17 protein-coding genes are annotated in these 17,081 nt (G+C 44.4%); 8 read left to right on the top strand and 9 right to left on the bottom strand.

What is annotated here, in order from left to right; all coding sequences use genetic code 11:
• Positions 1–49: 49 nt before the first annotated feature.
• The 5 genes from BUB99_RS00515 to BUB99_RS00495 form a co-directional block, all read right to left on the bottom strand.
• Positions 50–889: a universal stress protein gene (locus BUB99_RS00515; protein ID WP_073120481.1), complete on the bottom strand. Its 840-nt coding sequence runs from the start codon at positions 887–889 to the stop codon at positions 50–52.
• 117 nt (positions 890–1,006) lie between these two features.
• Positions 1,007–2,377 (bottom strand): oxygen-independent coproporphyrinogen III oxidase, encoded by a 1,371-nt coding sequence (hemN, locus tag BUB99_RS00510; protein WP_073118445.1) that lies wholly within the window; start codon positions 2,375–2,377, stop codon positions 1,007–1,009.
• A gap of 66 nt (positions 2,378–2,443) precedes the next feature.
• Entirely contained in the window at positions 2,444–2,599 is a 156-nt protein-coding gene (gene ccoS, locus BUB99_RS00505) for a cbb3-type cytochrome oxidase assembly protein CcoS (protein WP_073118443.1), read from the bottom strand.
• Positions 2,596–4,971, bottom strand: a complete 2,376-nt coding sequence (locus tag BUB99_RS00500; RefSeq protein ID WP_073118441.1) for a heavy metal translocating P-type ATPase — start codon at positions 4,969–4,971, stop codon at positions 2,596–2,598. The genes ccoS and BUB99_RS00500 overlap by 4 nt, the downstream gene beginning before the upstream one ends.
• A gap of 16 nt (positions 4,972–4,987) precedes the next feature.
• Positions 4,988–5,623: a universal stress protein gene (locus BUB99_RS00495; RefSeq protein ID WP_073118439.1), complete on the bottom strand. Its 636-nt coding sequence runs from the start codon at positions 5,621–5,623 to the stop codon at positions 4,988–4,990.
• Between the two features lie 140 nt (positions 5,624–5,763).
• Here BUB99_RS00495 and BUB99_RS00490 point away from each other — a divergent pair, with 140 nt between their 5' ends.
• The 8 genes from BUB99_RS00490 (at position 5,764) to moeB (ending at position 12,973) form a co-directional block, all read left to right on the top strand.
• Positions 5,764–7,002, top strand: coding sequence for a sensor histidine kinase (locus tag BUB99_RS00490; RefSeq protein ID WP_084190256.1), 1,239 nt, complete (start codon positions 5,764–5,766; stop codon positions 7,000–7,002).
• 4 nt (positions 7,003–7,006) lie between these two features.
• The gene (locus tag BUB99_RS00485; RefSeq protein WP_073118436.1) at positions 7,007–8,068 is read left to right on the top strand and encodes a response regulator; all 1,062 of its coding nucleotides are present in this window, start codon (positions 7,007–7,009) and stop codon (positions 8,066–8,068) included.
• A gap of 1 nt (position 8,069) precedes the next feature.
• A complete protein-coding gene (gene bcp / locus BUB99_RS00480) occupies positions 8,070–8,522 on the top strand; it encodes a thioredoxin-dependent thiol peroxidase (RefSeq protein ID WP_073118434.1) in 453 nt (150 codons plus the stop codon).
• Positions 8,523–8,633: 111 nt separating this feature from the next.
• On the top strand, positions 8,634–9,827 hold the full coding sequence (gene lhgO / locus BUB99_RS00475) for an L-2-hydroxyglutarate oxidase (RefSeq protein ID WP_073118432.1): 1,194 nt from the start codon (positions 8,634–8,636) through the stop codon (positions 9,825–9,827).
• Positions 9,828–10,196: 369 nt separating this feature from the next.
• Positions 10,197–11,126: a PLP-dependent cysteine synthase family protein gene (locus BUB99_RS00470; RefSeq protein ID WP_073118430.1), complete on the top strand. Its 930-nt coding sequence runs from the start codon at positions 10,197–10,199 to the stop codon at positions 11,124–11,126.
• The gene (locus tag BUB99_RS00465; RefSeq protein WP_073118428.1) at positions 11,126–11,551 is read left to right on the top strand and encodes a M67 family metallopeptidase; all 426 of its coding nucleotides are present in this window, start codon (positions 11,126–11,128) and stop codon (positions 11,549–11,551) included. Before BUB99_RS00470 ends, BUB99_RS00465 begins: the two co-directional genes overlap by 1 nt.
• 4 nt (positions 11,552–11,555) lie before the next feature.
• A complete protein-coding gene (locus BUB99_RS00460; protein ID WP_073118426.1) occupies positions 11,556–11,834 on the top strand; it encodes a MoaD/ThiS family protein in 279 nt (92 codons plus the stop codon).
• A gap of 2 nt (positions 11,835–11,836) precedes the next feature.
• The gene (moeB, locus tag BUB99_RS00455) at positions 11,837–12,973 is read left to right on the top strand and encodes a molybdopterin-synthase adenylyltransferase MoeB (protein ID WP_073118424.1); all 1,137 of its coding nucleotides are present in this window, start codon (positions 11,837–11,839) and stop codon (positions 12,971–12,973) included.
• Positions 12,974–13,241: 268 nt separating this feature from the next.
• On the opposite strand, the gene BUB99_RS00450 is transcribed toward moeB, so the two are convergent.
• The 4 genes from BUB99_RS00450 to BUB99_RS00435 all read right to left on the bottom strand — a co-directional run bounded on the left by BUB99_RS00450 (position 13,242) and on the right by BUB99_RS00435 (position 16,865).
• The gene (locus BUB99_RS00450; RefSeq protein WP_073118422.1) at positions 13,242–14,516 is read right to left on the bottom strand and encodes a M28 family metallopeptidase; all 1,275 of its coding nucleotides are present in this window, start codon (positions 14,514–14,516) and stop codon (positions 13,242–13,244) included.
• A 106-nt stretch (positions 14,517–14,622) separates the two neighbouring features.
• Positions 14,623–15,210, bottom strand: coding sequence for a hypothetical protein (locus tag BUB99_RS00445; RefSeq protein WP_073118420.1), 588 nt, complete (start codon positions 15,208–15,210; stop codon positions 14,623–14,625).
• Positions 15,211–15,464: 254 nt separating this feature from the next.
• Positions 15,465–16,238 (bottom strand): hypothetical protein, encoded by a 774-nt coding sequence (locus tag BUB99_RS00440; protein WP_073118419.1) that lies wholly within the window; start codon positions 16,236–16,238, stop codon positions 15,465–15,467.
• A gap of 6 nt (positions 16,239–16,244) precedes the next feature.
• Positions 16,245–16,865: a DUF6436 domain-containing protein gene (locus BUB99_RS00435; RefSeq protein ID WP_073118417.1), complete on the bottom strand. Its 621-nt coding sequence runs from the start codon at positions 16,863–16,865 to the stop codon at positions 16,245–16,247.
• Positions 16,866–17,081: the final 216 nt, after the last annotated feature.

The raw sequence follows: 17,081 nt of genomic DNA, 5'->3' as shown, positions 1-17,081 counted from the left end.
AGGATGACCATTTTACTGATCATCCTTTTTAAAGTGACTTTTTTCTGTCTTATTTTTGACTCATCGTCCAGACAGGCATCTTGCTATGGTTGACGATGTCTTCCGCCACACTACCTAGGAAGAGATGCAGTAGACCTCTGTGACTATGTGTCGCTAGCGCGATCATATCTGCGTTCATCTCTTGCGCAAAGTTCATGACAGCTTGATCCGTTTCTATCCCTCTGGTCACGTGGATTTCAAAATTGGTTAGTTTGTGATCGTTAGCTAGCTTTTCTAATGCTTCTCTGGCCATGTCATCACTGACTGGATCGTGAAGTGTTTCTACATGTAGCAAATGGATTTTTGCTCCCACTAAGTGTTGGAAATCTTTGAACTTCTCTAGTACTGATCCTGCTTCAACATCCAAATCCGTAGGGAAAACTATGTTGTTGATCGCTTTTACCTGATGTTTCTGATGCACAGTGACGACTGGACATTTAGCCGTTCGCACTACTTTTTCAGCATTGGATCCTACCAGTATCTCAGCGAGTCCTGTAGCTCCTTTGGTTCCCATCACGATGAGGTCGGGGCTATAAGCTTCGATTTGGCTTGCGATTCCTTTGAAGGCATTTCCCATCAAAACCTCATAGGTCACATTCTGTTCGCTGTGTTTATTGAGGATTTCTTGTAAATCATTTTTTGCTTTCTTGATAAGCTGAAGTGTAAATAGCTGATCCATAGAATCATCCAAAGTCACTTCCCCCGTCACATGAAAGGTGTCACCCATCGGGTATTCTATGATGTGAACGAGTGTGATTTCCCCATTTGACTGTTCATTGATTTCAAGGGCTAACTCCAAAGCTGATTCTGCAAATGGACTAAAGTCGTAGGGTACTAATATCTTTTTCATTTTATTTAGGATTTGAGATTTAAAGTTTGACCAACCTCTTTGGTGGTCTTTAAAGATCATATTAAGTCGGCAGAATAGAAAATTAATCGTCCGATAATTCTATGATGTCTGTTTCTATTAAACGGTTTGACTGAAGACATGTTCAACAGAGTTGTTCTGCCAGTAGTGTTTGTCAAACGCCATGCAGACATTTCGAACAAAGGGGCGACCCGCTGGCATGATGTACAGCTGCCCATTTTTGATTTCTATCAGTTGATCAGCGACGAGTTCAGACAGACGGCTTTCTGCATAGTGAAAGAGTGATGCACGTAAAGGGTCGTCGGTATCGGCACTGGTTTGGAACTGACACATGAGTCGCGAGATATGCTGCTTGATACTTATCTCTTCGTCCGTCAGGAAATGTCCTCTATATACAGGGAGTTTGCCAGCGTATACGAGTGCCTTATAGTCTTCTACTTTTTTAACGTTTTGCGCATAGGCTGAGCCTGTGTCACCAATAGAGGAGGCTCCTAAGCCTATCACTAGGTCGCTACTATGGATAGTGTAGCCCATGAAGTTGCGATGTAGTGTCCCGCTCTCTGCTGCGAGGTATAGCTCGTCTGTAGCGAGTGCAAAGTGATCCATTCCTATCTCGTAGTATTGCATAGCTGCCAAGATTCGTTTGCCTAATTCATACAGTTCGCGCTTCTCTGTTGCGGAGGGTAGGTCTTTGTCTGAGAAACTGCGTTGTCCGGGCTTGACCCAAGGTACATGGGCATAGCTGTAGTAGGCGATGCGATCGGGATGTAGCTGGGCTACCTTATCAAAGGTGTCGGAGATGGTGTTTTTGTTTTGTAGAGGTAGACCGTAGATCAGGTCAAAATTGATGGATGTGTAGCCTATCTCACGGGCAGTGTCTACTACAGACGCTACGGTTTCGTAGGATTGTATACGGTGTACGATCTTTTGCACCGCGAGATCAAAGTCTTGAATCCCCAAGCTCATCCGCCGAAAACCAAGGTCATAGAGTGCCTGCATGTGTGCGCGGGTAGTATTGTTGGGGTGAGCTTCGAAACTCATACATGTTTCTGAAGTGGTGATGGCTTTTTGGGTGATTCCCTCTATAAGTAAGGTCAAGTGTTCGGGACTGAAAAACGTAGGTGTGCCACCACCCAGATGGATTTCAGCGATCTGAGGCGTGTCATCGAAGATTTCCAGATAAAGAGACCACTCGCGTAAGAGTGTATCGATGTAGGGTCGCTCCACGCTATGATTGACAGTGATGCGGGTATTGCAGCCGCAGTACGTGCATAAGCTTTCGCAGTAGGGTAGGTGGATGTATAGACTGATGCCTTTCTCACTATTATTGGTTTCAAACGCTGATCGAACATGCGCTTTCCATAGGTCTGTGTCTATAGGGTCTTCTTTCCATGCAGGAACTGTGGGGTAACTGGTGTATCGTGGACCTGGGATGTCGTATTTTTGTATGAGATTATTGGCTGTGTTCATGAGACAAAATAAATAGGAGCCTATCTACTTTGCACAGGCATAGCTCATCGATCGTAATGATCTGTATCAGTCTTTCTTTGGTTTTTTGTCATCCATGAGCATTCTTACTGCTGGAGAGTCTGTGTCGTCGTACTGTCCTGATTTGACTGACCAGACGAACAGCCATAGGAATATAAGGGCGACTACTAAACTGATCAATATAAGTGCGATGATGATTTTCATGAGATGCGACGGCCGAGCCATCGGATGGTTAAGGTGGTGAAAGCCACGACAGAAATACTACTAATCGGCATGAGTAATGCAGCAAATACAGGCGTGATCATTCCTGCAACTGCAAAACTAAGTCCTACGATATTGTAAGCAAACGAGATCACAAACCCTATGATGATGACCATTCTTGACTGGGTGATTAGCCGCAGGAAAGAATCCAGATCGACAAGCCTTTTGCCTAAGAGTATGCCGTCGCTGGCCGGGCTAAAAGAGGACATATTGTCGGAGACGGAGAGACCAACACTGCTGGCTTTGAGTGCACCCGCGTCGTTGAGTCCATCACCGATCATGATGGTGCTTTGTGTAGCTTCTAGGTTTTTGATTTTCTCTAGTTTGTCTACAGGGGAGTGACTGAAGTAGAAGGCAGTATCTGGAGGAAAAATTTCACTCAGTTTGGTTCGTTCCGCATCATTGTCACCAGAGAGGATACTGAATTGGTAGTGCGCTTTGAGCTGATTTATCAGGTTTTTGAGCCCTTTGCGGTATTGGTTTTCGAAAGAAAAGAAGCCTCTATAAACTCCATCTATGTTGATATGCACTTGTGTTTGTTGTATGGTGGTATGAGGTGCTAGGGTCAAAGAAGCCGAACCGATCTGTAGTAGGTGACCATCAAGCTGTCCTTTGAGTCCCTGACCTTTGACTTCCTCAAACTGCGTGACTGGAACGGCTGTGACAGTGGAGTACATCGCACAGATCGCCTGACTGAGTGGGTGGGTTGAGTGTTTGGTGAGCGAAGCGATTAGCTGCTCGTCATACGCAGTGAGTGCCATGCCATGGTAGTTGATGGTGTGATCTTGGTGGTTGGTAATGGTGCCAGTTTTGTCAAATATGATGTGTTTGGTTTGCCAGATACGCTCGATGACTTCTGTGCCTTTGAGGTAGAACTGGTGACGGGCGAGGACGTTGAGTACACTGCCTAGTGTGAAAGGAGTCGCTAGTGCCAGCGCGCAGGGACAAGCGATAATCAATACCGAAGAAAAGACATTCATAGCCTGACTACTATCAATCACGAGCCAGACCAGTCCAGCTAGGGTTGCTAGTCCGAGGATGGTAGGCGTAAAGTAGCGACTCACACGGTTGATGATCAGGTGCTCCTCGTCGGGATTTTCTTTGGCAAAGACCTCATTGTTCCATAGCTGAGTCAGGTAGCTCTGGGATACGGGATGGAGGACATTCATTTTGACAGCTACGCCTTTGATGCGTCCGCCTGCATAGATTTTTTCTCCTTCACGAATGGCAATTGATTTAGTCTCTCCTGTGACGAAACTGTAGTCTATTTGAGCTGATGGACTGACTAGAATGGCATCACAGGGGATGATTTCTTCGTTTCGAATTTCAATTTTGTCTCCGGCTTGTAATGTTTCTACTAGGACACTCTTTTTTTCTTGCTGATTGATCAGCGTCACTGCGAGTGGGAAGTAAGACTTGTAGTTGCGATCAAAGGATAGGTTGCGGTAGGTCTGTCCCTGAAACCATCTGCCAATCAATAATAGGAATACCAAAGCAGCCATGGAGTCAAAGTATCCTGCCCCCGTCTGGCTTAGGATCTCGTAGCTGCTGCGGATAAATATCGCTAGAATCCCCATGGCGATGGGTAGGTCGATGTTGAGGACTTTTTTGGCTACCCCACGAAATGCAGAGCTAAAGAACTCCTGTGCACAGTATACCAAGACGGGAATGGATAGCAGTAGATTGAGATACCCAAAATACTGCACGAATTCCGAAGAGATATGAAGTCCAAAGTACTCCGGAAAGGAGAAGAGCATGATATTGCCAAAGGTAAATCCTGAGATGCCTAGTTTGACAAAGGTGTCTTTGTTGCTACTCGTCTCTGTACCCTGCTGCTGTGTATCTAGCGTAATCTCAGGTTCATAGCCCAGCTGGCATAGACGCTCGATGATAATGGGGAGCTGGGTCTTATGAGGCATGTAATCTATGGTGAGTTTTTTCTGGCTAAAGTTGATTCGTGACTGGATGATGCCTGCATCGAATCGAGTCAGGTTTTCGAGGAGCCAGATGCATGAGCTGCAGTGTATGGAGGGAATATTTAGGGTGATTTTGTGATAGTCCTCGGATTTGAAATCCAACAGACGATCCGCGATCTCCTGATTGTCTAAGTAGCCGTATTTGTTGGCATAGAAGCTTTTGAGCTGATTGCCCGGAGCACGTTCGAGATCATAATAGGTACAGAGATCGTTTTCTTCTAAGAGCTGGTACACAGTCTGGCAACCCAGACAGCAGAAATGCTTGTCTTCTAGCTCGTAGGAAGCATTGTCACAGTCTTCTCCACAGTGGTAGCAGGTTTGCTCTACGGTTAATTGCATAGACGAGGGGATTCCATCAGTTAAAATTAGCGATTCTTACAGTGTTTGGACTAAATAAGGAGATGAATTGTTGGCTGTCAGTATGATTCGATTTGATCAGAACCAAGCTGTCAGGGGTACTGGCTATTAGTGGAAGGAAGGTATGCGCTTTTTTAGCAAAGACCTCTCTTGTGAATACAGATAAAGGAGTGTTTACCTCACTATCAGGTGGGGAATTGTATCGTTCAGGAATCAAGAGGATAGGGGTATTAGTGGCTTGAACCATTGAGGTGATTTCTTCATATTGATGTGATGACAGGTGAGTTGGTACAGCATTTAGGATAATATGGCCTGTGTCTGACAGTGTCAGTTTATCTAATATATGGTAAGTAAACCCAGGCTCTAGCATGAATTGCCAGTCTTTTGGGATGGCGAAATCTAGTTTGGCTTGTAAGGCTAGGTACTTGTCCTGACAGTCGGATGTGATTTGGCGCTTGAGCTCTACCGCGCTGAGCCGGCGTGTGTCCTCGGTCTCTGAGATCATGCGGTAGGCATGTACCAGAGTTACATGAGCATCTAGACTTTTGGACCATCTGTGAGCCAACTGAATGGCTGTCAGCGATGTGTCCGAAAAATCTATCGGGACAAGAATATGTAATGGGTTGAAATCCATGTTAGTTGATTTGTCTTGTCTCCAAAATTACTAGCGCTTTATTTTCTGCATAAGGACTGCTATCAGTAGAAAATATGATTCATGTCACTTTGTTGGGAGAGTCATTTAAGTAGATTTGTCGAGACAAAACTCAAATTAATGTGAACAACTCAGACGCCTATCGCGAAATATACTACTCCTGTGTCGAAGGAATACTGGTCGTAAGTGAGGGTAAAATTATTTTGGCCAATCCGCAGTGTGAATCTCTTTTTGGTTACGATCATGATGAGATGTTGGGGATGGTTATCGAGGATTTTGTTCCGATGGAGATCAGGAAACAGCATCGTGAGCATTACAAGGGTTTTGTTTCGGCACCTGTAACCAAACAAATGGGAGTAGGAAGAGATCTAACAGCACTGCGAAAGGATGGCTCTACATTCCCCGTAGAGATTAGTCTTAATCCGGCCACTATAGACGGTAAGAATGCCGTGATTGCTCATATCATTGATATCACGGTACGAAAGCAATTTGAGCTGACGCTCAAACGGAGCGAAGAGCAGCTCATCGAGTATGCAGCAGAATTAGAAAAACGGGTACAGGAGCGAACCCAAGAGCTAGCGGATGTTGTCACTGATCTTAAAAAGACTAATGAACACCTAGAGGAGGAAGTTAAAGAAAGGATCAAAGCGGAAAAGGAAGCCAATAAGGCTTTGTCGAAGGAAAAAGAGTTGAACGAACTGAAGAGCCGCTTTGTGTCTATGGCTTCTCATGAGTTCAGAACTCCACTGAGCACGATATTGTCTTCTGCTTCTTTGATCGGCAAGTATACGACTACCGAAACCCAACCCAACCGAGACAAACATATCGGTCGTATTAAGTCCAATGTAACGGAGCTGACTAGTATTCTTAATGAATTTCTCTCCCTAGAAAAGATAGATGCCGGCAAAATGCGCGTAGAACTCGCTCAGCTGGAAATGGTCGCTTTCTTAGACGAACTCAGCGATGAACTAGCAACAGTGGCAAAGGACGGGCAAGACATAGTTTTAGAAACCATAGAGACTAACTGCATCATGAATACAGACCCCTTGATGTTGCGACAGGTGATGACCAATCTCATCTCTAATGCCATCAAGTATTCGAGCAGTCAGATTCGGGTGGTGCTGACAGATCTCGATAAAACAGTAGAACTGTCTGTGATCGATCAGGGGATAGGGATACCTGAAAATGATCAAAAGCACTTGTTTGATAAGTTTTTTAGAGCGCACAATTCACACCATATACAAGGGACTGGACTTGGGCTGAATATCGTCCGGAAATACTTGGACTTACTAGAAGCCGATATTCGCTTTGAGAGCGAAGAAGGAACAGGATCGACGTTTACCATTATTTTGAATAAATAACACTATGCAAAGAATTTTACTCATCGAAGACAATGACAGTGTACGGGAAAACACCGCAGAGATTCTAGAACTCGCAGGATATGAAGTTCTCACCGCAGCTGATGGTAAACAGGGGGTCACCATGCTCAGAGAAAACAATACCGTTGATCTGATCATCTGTGATATCATGATGCCAGGATTAGATGGATATGGTGTGCTACACATTGTGATGAGAAATCCTGAGACCTCACACATTCCGTTTATCTTTTTAACAGCCAAAGCTGAGAAGTCTGATATGCGCAAGGGAATGAACCTAGGCGCGGACGACTATCTGACTAAACCCTATGACGATGTGGAGCTGCTCGATGCGGTAGAGGCACGGATCAATCGTACCCGCCAGATGCAAAAGGACTATGAAACCAGTGTGTCGGGTTTAGATGACTTCTTTCATGATGCCAAAGAAATCAGCAGCCTCAAAGCACTCTCACACGAGAAAAAGCTACGAGAGTATAAGAAAAAAATGAACCTCTATCATCAAGGGGATTATCCAAATTATCTGATCTATATCAAGTCAGGTAAAGTTAAAACCTACAAGACCAACTCTGATGGTAAGGAATTAATCACAGGGTTATATGGTGCAGAGGAGTTCTTGGGATTTAACGACCTCATCACCCAGTCTGATCACAGCGAAGGAGCTATGGCTACTGAGCCCGTCGAAGCATATTTTATTCCTAAGGACGACTTTTTGCAGCTCATCTACAAGGACAGAGCAGTAGCCAGTAGTTTTATCAAAATCCTCTCTAAGAACATTCTAGAGATGGAGGAAAAGATGCTTCATCTAGCCTACAATTCTGTTCGTCAGCGTGTCGCAGAGGCACTCCTGTCGGTTAAGAAAAAGTATGGCAATGAAACTGAATCTTTTGCGATCTCCCGTGAGGATTTATCTAATATTGTGGGAACGTCCCCCGAGTCTGTGATCCGTACTTTGTCGGATTTCAAAACTGAGGGGCTCATTGATATCCAGTCCAACAAGATCAAACTGGTAGATGCGGATGAGTTAGCAGTGATTATATCAAGAGGATACTAATATGACAGAATTGAAAGTAGGAGACGCTGCGCCGGCGTTCGAAGGAGTAAATCAAAAAGGCGAAACGATTAAGTTGTCAGACTATGCAGGCAAAAAGTTAGTACTCTATTTCTATCCCAAAGACAATACACCAGGATGTACCACGCAATCGTGTAACCTCCGGGACAACTACCAAGACCTTATGGCCAAAGGATACGAAGTATTAGGCGTGAGCTCGGATAGCGAAAAGTCTCATCAGAAATTCATCGATAAGCATGAGTTGCCTTTCGATCTATTGGCAGATACGGACAAGGTGGTTCATGATTTATTTGGTACTTGGGGCGAGAAGCAGATGTACGGTCGCAAATACATGGGGACATTTCGTACGACTTTCGTCATCGACGAGCAAGGTGTCATCTCCGAGATCATCGGAAAAGTCAAAACCAAAGAACACACAGCTCAGATTCTGGGGTAGTAATCTTTAGTGCCCTTATAGATCGAGTAGTTCTGGAGGCATCATACTTGCATTTCGTTGATTCTTTGCTCAATTTCGAGCCTCAGTTTATCACACATTATCAGACCACACATGAAAGATGTCATCGTCATCGGCGGAGGAATCGTAGGATTGGCTAGCGCTTGGAAGATCCTCGAAAAGGCTCCCAATACCTCTATTGCTATTTTGGAAAAGGAGTCAGGCCCAGCCAAGCACCAGACGGGCAACAACAGTGGTGTGATCCATTCGGGCTTGTACTACAAGCCAGGGAGCTTGAAAGCTACCAATTGTATCAAGGGCTACCATTTGCTTTTGGACTTTTGTCAAAAAGAAGAAATTAAGTACGATCTGTGTGGCAAGATTGTCGTGGCTACCGACGAGGCTGAGGTGCCGTACCTGACTACACTACACGAGCGTGGCGAACAAAACGGCCTGACGAACATGCTGTGGTTGGACCAGGATCAACTCAAAGAATACGAGCCGCACGTCAATGGTGTCAAAGGGATCTACGTCCCTCAGACTGGGATCATCGATTATACGGCTGTATGTAAGAAGCTAGAGGAAAAACTACTCGCAGCAGGCGCAGAAATACACTACAATCACAAGGTAGTCAAAATCAATGCTGCACCACAGGTACAAACCATCGTGACAGACAAGGGAGATTTCGAAGGCAAGTTGGTCGTGAACTGTGCCGGCTTGTACTCGGACAAGGTAGCCAAGATGACGCCTCTCAAGCCCGATCTAAAGATCGTGCCTTTTCGGGGCGAGTACTACCAACTCAAGAAGGAAAGTCAGCATCTGGTCAAGAATTTGATTTATCCGGTGCCTGATCCGAACTTCCCGTTCCTAGGTGTGCACTTTACGCGAATGATCAACGGAGGGGTAGAGGCAGGTCCCAATGCCGTTTTGGCTTTTCAGAGGGAGGGCTACAAGAAGTCGGATATCAATCTAGCCGAACTGGCAGAGACACTGGCATGGCCAGGTTTTCAAAAAGTAGCTGCCAAGTACTGGCGGACAGGGTTTGGTGAGATGTATCGTTCGTTCTCCAAGACGGCTTTTACCAAGGCGCTACAAAAGCTCATCCCAGAGATCCAAGAGTCTGATCTGGAAGTAGGCGGGGCAGGTGTCCGTGCGCAAGCCTGCGATCGAAACGGAGGGCTGTTGGATGATTTTCAGATTCTCGAAGACGAGCACTTCGTCAATGTCTGCAATGCACCATCACCCGCAGCTACTTCGTCGCTGGCGATCGGCGATGAGATTTCTAGTCGCGTATTAGCGAGAGCTTAGAGAGGGGAATTAAAAGTGAGAAAGTTTACCGCTCTGTTTCGTGTGCTCACGAAACGATTGTGCGCTAAGTGAATCAGTTCTTGAATCTAACTCTTGATTCTCGACCAAAATTTCTAACGAAAAAACTAGCAATTTTTGATCGAATAGCGGAACATTGCGTTGAACCCTTTTTAATACAAAAGAAAGTGAATAAAATCAGTACCATGGACACATTCAAGAAAGCGATGAGGATGGCAGATTGCTGTTGTTGCGTTTCATAATGTGATTTGTGGGAAAGTATAGATTTAAATAAACGCTCGTCAGAGATCAAAATATTTAAAAGCCTTTCCCTTTCGAGGAAAGGCTTTTTTGTTGAAATAAACTAAAACAATGGTGATCAATCAAGAATCAGAAGTATTTAAAAGTATCACAACGCTGGGCAAGTATGTCGGCAATACACCCCTGTACGAAATTCAGCATTTGTCTCCTAAGCCAAAGGTGAAGATCTATGCCAAAATGGAATGGATGCAGTTTGGCGGGAGTGTCAAGACCAGACCCGCTTACCAAATCATCAAAGCGGCGCTGGAGAGTGGTGAACTCGGTACAGGCAAAACGCTACTAGATGCTTCCAGTGGGAACACGGGCTTGGCATATGCGACGATATGTGCACGGCTGGGGATTCCTGTGACGATTTGCCTCCCTGAGAATGCATCATGGGAACGCAAGAAGTTGCTCAAAGGCTTGGGTGTCAACATCGTCTATACATCGAAGTTTGGTTCGTCCGATGAGTCGGAGGCCAAGGCGCACGAGATGTACAATAACGAGCCGGACAAGTACTTTCTCGCCAATCAATACAACAACGAGAACAACTGGAAAGCCCACTACGAAGGGACAGGACCTGAGATATTTGAGGAGTTGGGAGATAGCATCACGCACTTCATGACAGGACTCGGTACTACGGGCTCGTTTACTGGGATCAGCAAGTACCTCAAGGAACGCGACCCTAGCATCCAAACGATCGGATTGCAACCGGATGGTGCATTGCACGGATTGGAGGGATGGAAGGACATGGAGACGGCCAAGGTGCCGGGTATTTATGATACTTCACTGGTCGATGCAATCAAGCACGTGGATACCTATGATGCTTATGATATGCTCAAAGAGACGGCTAAAAAGGAGGGGATTCTACTGAGTCCATCTTCTGCAGCGAACCTCAAAGGGGCAATCGATCTAGCCAATGAGATCGAGGAGGGAGTCATCGTGACACTTTTCCCTGACAATGCGGAGAAATACAGCGAAATCATCAAATCACTATTCTGATGAGTAAAAAAGTCATAGTCGATCACGAAATATTGGCTTCTATGCACAGGCATGCCCTGGCAGATTTTCCCAACGAATGCGTAGGCTTTTTCTTTGGAGAGTCGGCTGGTGAAGCCAAAAAAGTGACAGAATACACCCCATTGGAAAATTCCAAAGTGGGGGATCAACGAAGAAGGTTTGAAGTAGACCCAAAGGACTACATGGCTGCCGAAAAATATGCTATTGAAAGCAAACAGGAATTGCTGGGAGTGTATCACTCACACCCCAAGCATCCTGCTGAGCCTTCAGTGCATGATCTGGCGCAGGCTTTGCCTTTCTTTTCATACATCATCGCCTCTGTCTCGGAGACCGTGGTACAAAACACACGGTCTTGGCAGCTCAATGAGCAAAACGAGTTTGAGGAGGAAATCATTACGAACGAATAACAACATGGCAGAAATAATCATACCGACACCCCTAAGGAAATTTGCAGACAATCAGGCGACTATCGCCGTGGCAGGAGACAACATCCTGTCTGCGATTGAGGATCTGGTGACACAGTTTCCGGATTTGAAGAAGCAAATATTTGATGCACAGGGACAAATCAAGCGTTTCATCAGAATCTACAAAGGAGAAGACGATATCGAGTCGTTGGACAATGAAAAGACGGCCATCGAGGCAGATACGGTAATCAGCATCATTCCAGCCATAGCAGGAGGAGCAAACTAGATATGTCGACTACATTTTCGAAAGCGGAACTAGAGCGATACAGTCGCCATCTGATCATCCCGGAGTTCAACATCGAGGGACAGCGCAAACTCAAAGAGGCTAAGGTGCTCGTCGTGGGCAGTGGTGGCTTGGGTAGTCCAGTGTTGTTGTATCTGGCTGCTGCGGGAGTAGGACACATCGGGATCGTGGACTTTGACGTGGTGGATGATTCGAATCTACAACGTCAGGTGTTGTTTACGGTCGAGGATGTAGGGCAGTCCAAAGCTGCCACTGCTAAGACACGGCTTGAGAAACTCAATCCCTTCATCGAATTTACAGTACATGATACGGCATTGACCTCAGACAATGCACTGGAGATATTCAAGGATTATGATGTGATCGCAGACGGTACGGACAATTTTGCGACGAGGTATTTGGTCAACGACGCTTGCGTGATTCTTGACAAAGTGAACGTTTATGCTTCGATCTTTCGCTTCGATGGACAACTGTCAGTGTTCAACTATGTGGACAAAACCGGTGTGCGGGGACCACACTACCGAGACCTCTTTCCTTCACCACCTCCTCCGGGGCTTGTGCCGAGCTGTGCCGAAGGCGGTGTGATGGGTGTCTTGCCAGGGATGATTGGTACCATGCAGGCCAATGAAGTAATCAAAGTGATCACGGGAATAGGGGAGCCGCTTAGCGGGCGTTTGTTTTTGTTCGACACGTTGTCTTTTGAGACGCGGACGATGAAGATCCGGAAAAACCCGAATACTGCTCCCGTGACGGAACTGATCGACTATGAGTTCTTCTGTGGTTCAGGACACGAGGAGCAAGAAGAACCCGTGCGTGAGATTACAGCAGTACAGCTCAAGGAATGGAAAGACACGAACAAAGCATTTCAACTCATCGATGTGCGTGAGCCGTATGAGTTTGATATCGCCAATATCGGCGGCACGTTGATCCCACAAAACCAGATCGAGGCTCAACTGGATCAAATCCAAAAGGACCAGGACGTAGTGCTCTACTGTCGTAGTGGCAATCGCAGTGCGGATGTCTTGCGCACACTCAAGGCCAAAGGCTATGGTAATCTCTACAACCTACAGGGAGGTATCCTGTCGTGGGCTGAGCAGATTGACCCTGAGATGGCGAAGTACTAGATCAAAGAAAAGGGAGGCTTTATAAAGTCTCCCTTTTCTTTGATGTTGTAGTTAGCTTGTTAACTATTCTTGGATTTTTTCAATCGTTTTTCGGCCTTCTTTTCTTTTGGTGTTTTAGTAGCCTCTTTTTTTACGCTCTTTTTGGCGTCTTGTGATTTTCCCATTGTTTGATTTGGTTTAGATACAGGCGTTTCTGCATCCAGATACAACTGTATCTCGAGGTAATATTAACGTAATAATCCGAAATAAGACTTTGCTATTTCCTTCTTTATAATCCATCGATAAATACTGTCATTAGTTGAAAGTAATCCTCGAAAGCGGTCATAGGTAACGTTTCAGATCGATCATAGATGTCATGATATGCTTGTATGCCACCAAGCGTATAGATAAAAAAACTGGGCACGTTCTGTTGATGAAAGAAGCAGTGGTCACTGTTACAGGCTTCTCCGCGAATTTTGACTTGGTGGAGCAAGGCTTCTTTTTCGTTGATGTCTCGCAATCGATCAAATTCATCTGGGTAGATAGACCCATTGACCACTTGTATACCATCATCGCCAGTGCCTGAGATGTCAAAATTGATTAGGAATTTGATCTGGGAGAGTTCGAACATTGGATGCTCTACAAAGTGTTTTGATCCTAATAATCCTAATTCCTCTCCACCAAAAGCGATGAAAACAGTTGTGTATTTGGGAGTATTTTCTTTGTAGTGTTTAGCAAGGCTTAGGAGCATTGCGATACCGCTCGCATTGTCATTTGCTCCGGGGAAGATCGTTTCACTGCCCATCATACCGAGGTGGTCATAATGCGCAGTGAGTAGGACGAGCGAATCGGGATGCTGTCCTTTGATATGACTTACTACATTTTGGGTTGGGTAGCGGGAGATGAACTTGTTTTTGATGTTTATTTTGACAGTATGGATGTTGCTAGTGGTACTGTCTATTTTCAGTATTAGTGATGGTTTTGCGTAGACAGCAGTGGAAGCACTCCATGTGAGTTTGTTAGTCGTGAGGCTGATAGACCCTGAGGCAGGGTTTTCTGGGTGGTACTTGATGAAATCGATGACTTCACGAATGGATTTTTGCTCCTCTGGGTTGTAGTCTTTAGGGTTGTAATCTGGGATGATAAGGAATTTCCCTGTGGAATTATTGAGTATAGTAGAGAGTTTTTCTCGATGGATGAAGTCATCAATCTCCATAGATACGGTCTCAAAAGCTCCTTTTATGCCCGGAGAGCCAGCATCAATGAGGAAGTCTATACCAGGTTGCTTTGCTTCACCATTGATCGAGAGGAACATGGCTGAAGGAAAGGTGTTGACGGGAGTAGTGAAGGGTTGACTGTAGCTTTTCCCAAAAGGAACTAGACCTATGGATTGAAACTGTGACTGGATATAGTCAGCAGCATTTTGGTCTCCATGATCTACATAGCCGCGTCCTTTAAACTCTTCAGAGGCTAGTGTTTGTATGATGTTTTTGGCATACGGTAGGTTTTGGGTTGTCCCATTGTGAGATAATATCAATCCAATAATGCACAATAGATATTTCATACTGGGTGACTGTGGTTTATGTGAGATAGTGTTAGCCAAAAAAAAGCTTTCATGTCAGCCCATATAGGTTAACTGACACGAAAGCCTTTTTTGGTTACTCGATACTTTATTCTACTTCTTTCAGTTTGTACCGTTCACTATCGTCTAGTTTCATCATGATCAACAACACTACAGCGATAGCAATAGCAAATGCGTAGGTCATGATGTTGAGGTAGCTTTCTCTAAAGAAAGCCACATCTACAGGTATCTCAAGAATTTGATTGAGGTAGCCTTGGCTCAATAGTAGACCGTAGCATATCGTTAGCGAGATGATTAACATTACTTTTTCTTCCATTCCATACAGCACCCACGGGATAAGGGTCATCGCGAGCATCGAGCAAAAGAATGGAATCAAAAATGAATCGCTACTTTGTATGATTGATGCATGAAACAAAGAGGCCATGATTAGCATTTGAAAAGAGGCCAAAAACCGTGAGGTTTGAACCATACCAAAATGATTTAAGGCCAATAAAGAGATGGAAATAACAAACAGCATAGCAGGGTAAATGACCAGTGCTTCATAGTGTGCATAAATAAAGAAGGCATAGAAGAAGCCTATGAATGCACACATAATAGATACTTGATTGGATAACTTGACTTTCCCTTTCATATAGGGAGTGATGTCATCCTTGATTCCTAGGTGAAAAAAGTTCATGGTTGAAGTTTAGATTTGATTAATAAGTTCAAGTTACCAAAAAAATCTATTTACAGAAATAATATTACATACAACGTTGCACCTGTTTTGCTCTCTGTCTGATTGGTATAGGGTATGACCGAACTTAATCTACATACTTTAGGGTATGCAGATTTGCCCAAGAGATATGGGTGAGTAGTGCGGTTTGCTCATAAAATAGGGAATGACTCATAGGGACATGAGTGGGCTGCTTGGCCCTATGAGTCAATAGAATTTTAAAACAACTTCCAATCTATGTTGGTGAGTTTGGCGTTGATTTCTATTTGCTTGTTGGTAGTCTCGATGAGCTCTTCGTTTCTTTGGTTTAGCTCTTCATTGCTGATATTGAGTTCCTCGTTTTTTTCTTTGAGTTCAGCACGGGCTCTACCCAGTGCCTTGTTCATTTCAGCCATTTTTTTGTTGGATGCACGTAGTTGAAGTTTAGTGATCGCGTCATTTAAGGTGTTGATTCTAAACGAATGACTCCATTTTCCGCAAATCGTAACGACTGTAGCTGCTAGTAGTATATGGAATATGAATGTCTGTAAATCCATGTACTGTAATTGTGTAAAATATACGTCTGGTACACCAGAAAACTGTGCATAGGCAAAAGATCCATGGTGCAAAGCGATAAAGCCAATCAACGGAATTTGCACTTTCCAATCTTGATAAATGATCAAGATAGCGGCACTGATAAAAGCAAAAAAGTGCATTTCAAATAACCCATGCATTTGGTATATAAATAGGGCTACATATACACCCAGAATGGAACTGGCCAAATAACGGTTGGTACTGCTCTCAGGTAGCAATGCTCGAGTACCAAACCATGCAGCTGTTACTAGACCGCTCACAGCGATAGCTAATATCCAAGTGTCATAGAATGGAGCTATTACCAGCGCAAAAGCTGCGTGACCAAGTAATACACGAGTCATGTATTTGTCAGCTTTGATATGATAAGGCTGTAGGATTTGATTTGCCTGCTTCTTGGTTAGTTGTTTTGATTTATTCATAAGAGGTTAAAGTGAAAGTTTCCATAATTTAAAGTTGTCATCCGACAGCCCACATCCATAGGATACCGTGGACAATAGTCCGAATTCTGGAGGGTGTCGGTTAGCAAGTAGTGAGTCTAGTGCCATCTGAGCAAAGTTGCTCCCTGGATCAGTACAGTATCTGGCTTTGTTGTAGTTGCCACGGTAGTATAGTTTTTGATCTGTAGAGACGATCACAGCTTGGGGTGTAGCATATACACCGAACTCATGAGCGAGTAGTAGTCCTTTGTCTTCTGTGATTTGTAGCCCTTCGTCAAAATATTCTATTGAGGAGAAGTAGTCACTTCCCTCAGGAACTACCACAATGAAATCAATTTGATCCTGATAGGTTTTTCTTAGGGAGTTGAAATGTTTGACATTGAAGCGAGAACAAGGGCATCCTGGTTTGAAAAAATGATAGAGCCGAGGTTTGCTCTGAGGAGCGATATTTTGGTCGGTTATATCCAGTAGTTGATTGACAGGCACCACAGTATAGTCAGTAGGGATAGGGGTAGGGAGTACATACTGCAACTCCTGTTGCCAGAATAAAAATATGATTGACCCAAATACGACAGAAATTAACCCTGCGGCTAGTATTTTCCTTAACATACAAATTGATAATATGCTTAAATAGATATGTTTTGAATGTATAACTGGGTGTTACAGATGGGAAAACAAATGTAGGTGTTTATTTGTTATCACAATATTAAATTTTGAACTGAATGAACTGTTTTATCGCATAAATGACAAATCAACCTTGGGTTATACAAAATAAGCCCTACCAGTATGACGCTGGCAGGGCTCGGGCAGGTGAATTAATGTTTA

It is taken from the genome of Reichenbachiella agariperforans (genome assembly GCF_900142205.1).
GTDB classification, from domain to species: Bacteria; Bacteroidota; Bacteroidia; order Cytophagales; family Cyclobacteriaceae; genus Reichenbachiella; species Reichenbachiella agariperforans.
Note: the sequence above shows the minus strand (reverse complement) of the source record. Positions and strands in the feature narration are given on the sequence as shown.